General features: G+C 76.1%; 1 protein-coding gene. It reads left to right on the top strand.

Features of this window, described 5'->3' with window-relative positions:
- On the top strand, window positions 1-2,980 hold a 2,980-nt coding region (locus AB0F81_RS47390), incomplete at both ends, for a BTAD domain-containing putative transcriptional regulator (protein WP_360210336.1).

Here is a 2,980-nt window from a genome sequence, read left to right as displayed (position 1 = left end):
GCCGCGCTCGGGGGTGCTCCGTGCCCCGGCCCGGACTGGGAAGTGGGCCGCCCGTCGTCAGCGCGCGCTGCTGACCCGGCTGCTGCTGGACCCGGGCCGGGTGGTGCCCGCCGAGCGGCTGATCGACGACGTCTACGGCGACCAGCCGCCGGCCGGGGCCCCGAACGCGCTGCAGGCGCAGGTCTCCCGGCTGCGGCAGGCGCTGCGGCCGGACGACGCGATCCTGGCCTCGCTGCCCGCCGGATACCGGCTCGACGTCGCACCGGACGACGTGGACGCGCACCGGTTCGAGCGGCTGGCCGCGGCCGGCCGTCAGCAGCTCGCCACCGGCGACCCGGCGGCCGCGGTCCGGCTGCTCGACGAGGCACTCGGCCTGTGGCGCGGCCCGGCGCTCTCCGACCTGGAGGGTGCGGTGGCCGCGGCAGCCCGGTGGGAGGAGCTGCGCCTGGCCGCGGTCGAGGACCGGTGCGATGCCAATCTGGCGCTGGGCCGGCACGCCGAGGCGGTGGCCGAGCTGTCCGGCCTGGTGGCCCGGCACCCGCTGCGGGAACGGCTGCGGGGCCTGCTGATCCGGGCGCTGCACGGCAGCGGCCGGCAGGCCGAGGCGCTGGCCGCGTTCGAGGAGGCGCGCCGGACACTCGCCGACGAGCTGGGCGCCGACCCGTCACCCGCACTGGCCGCCGTCCACCTGGCGGTGCTGCGGGAACAGGCGGTGCCGCAGGAACAGAAGGTGCGAACGGTCACCGGGGTGCCCGCGCAGCTGACCACGTTCGTCGGCCGGGACGCCGAGCTGCGGCGGCTGGCGAAACAGCTCGGCGAGGCACGGCTGGTCACGCTGATCGGGCCGGGCGGTGCGGGCAAGACACGACTGGCCGTGGAGGGTGTGCGGCGGCGTACCGAAGAGGTGTGTTTCATCGAGCTGGGACCGCTGACCGAGAGCGCCGATGTGGGCCACGCCGTGCTGGCCGCGGTGGGTCTGCGCGACAGCGGCCTGCTGGCCGCCGACGGCGGCCGGCGTGCGCCGGACCCGGTGGACCGGCTGGCGCTGGCGCTGGCGGACCGGCCGGTGCTGCTGGTGCTCGACAACTGCGAGCACCTGGTGGACGCGGTCGCCGACTTCGCCGCCCGGCTGCTCGCGCGGTGCCCGTCCGTACGCGTGCTGGCCACCAGCCGGGAGGCACTCGGCGTCACCGGCGAGACGCTGTGCCCGGTCCCACCGCTCGCGCTGCCGCCACCGGAGGAGAGCCCGGCCGCGCCGCTGGAGTACGCGGCGCTGCGCCTGTTCGCCGAGCGGGCCGCCGCGGTGCGCCCCGGCTTCACCGTCGACGCCGGCAACGTCGGCGCGGTGGTCCGCATCTGCCGTGCCCTCGACGGTCTGCCGCTGGCGATCGAGCTGGCCGCCGCCCGGATCCGGGTCTTCGACGTGCACGAGGTCGCCGACCGGCTGACCGACCGGTTCCGCCTGCTGTCGCGGGGCAGCCGCACCGCCCCGGCCCGGCACCGCACGCTGCGGGCCGTCGTCGAGTGGAGCTGGGAACTGCTCGACGCCGACGAGCGGCTGCTCGCCCGGCGCCTCACCGTGTTCGCCGGCGGCGCCACCCTCGACGCGGCACAGCGGGTCTGCCGGGTCGACGACCTGGAGGACGTGCTCGCCGGGCTGGTGGACAAGTCGCTGGTCGAGGCCGGTCCGCGCCTGCGGATGCTGGAGACCGTGCGGGCCTTCGGCGCCGAACAGCTCGCGCTGGCCGGCGAGGAGGACATGGTCCGCCGCGCCCAGCTGGCCTACCTGACCGACCTCGCGATGGCCGCCGAACCCGGGCTGCGGCGCGCCGACCAGGTGGAGTGGCTGCGCGGGCTGGACGGCGAGCACGACAACATCGTCGACGCCCTGCGCTGGGCCGTCCGCCACGACCCGCCGCTGGCCCTGCGACTGGCCGCGCCGATGGGCACCTACTGGGGGATGCGCGGCTGGGGCGGCGGCGACTCGGTGCTCTGCCTCGAACTGCTCGACGCCGTCGGCTGGAGCCCGCCGGAGGGCCTGACCGAGGAGTACGCGGTTGTCCTCGCCACCGCCACGCGCGGGGACCTGCACGGCTCGCGGCGTACCCGGCTGCTCGCCGAACTGGAGCCGCTCGTCGTCCAGTCGCTGTACGCGCCGAGGTTCCCGTTCCTGATCGTGATGTGGTCGATCATGACCGGGATCGGCGGCGGCGACCGGATGGACCGCGCCGTCATCGGCGCCGACCTGGCCGAACCCGACCCCTGGCTGGCCGCGCTGCTGCGCCTGGGTGAGGGGTTCGCGGGCATCTACGGCGGCGACGCGGACGCCGCGGAGGCACAGTTGCGAGCGGCCGCCGACAGTTTCCGTTCGATCGGTGACCGGTGGGGGATGACCGTGGCGCTCGCCGAACGGGCCAAGCTGCTCGGCCTGCGCGGCGACGGGAGCGCCGCCCGGGCCTGCTACGACGAGGCCATCACCCTCGTCGAGGAGCTGGGAACCAGCAACGACATGGCGGACCTGATCAGTCAGCGCGTCCTCACCTCGATCCATCAGGGGGACCCCACCGGCGACCGGCTGGACGACGCGCTCGCCGACGCGGAACGGGCCGCGGTGCTCGCCCGCCGCGCCGGATCGCCGATGATCCTGGCGTACTCGATGTGGGTCCTGGCCGAGGTGGAACGGCTGCGCGGGGAGTCCGGGCGCGCCCATCAGTGGGCCGAGCAGGCTCTGGCCGTCTGCCCGACCGGCTGGTTCAGCGCCGAGGAGATCCGCGGCCAGGTGCTGGTCACGCTGGGCCGGCTCGCCGAGGCGGCCGGCGAGGCGGAAGCCGCACGGGCGTGGCACCTGCGGGCGGCGGGTTCGGCGGTGCGGTGGCAGCATCGGCCGGCTGTCGCGTACGGGATCGAGGGTCTGGCCGGGGTCGCCCTGCTGGACGGCGATGCCGGGCGTGCGGCGCTGCTGCTGGGCGCGGCGGTCGCG

Origin of the sequence: Actinoplanes sp. NPDC024001 (assembly GCF_040638955.1) — a bacterium.
GTDB lineage: Bacteria > Actinomycetota > Actinomycetes > Mycobacteriales > Micromonosporaceae > Actinoplanes.
The sequence above is the reverse complement of the archived record's forward strand: the minus strand, read 5'-3'. Positions and strand labels throughout refer to the sequence as shown.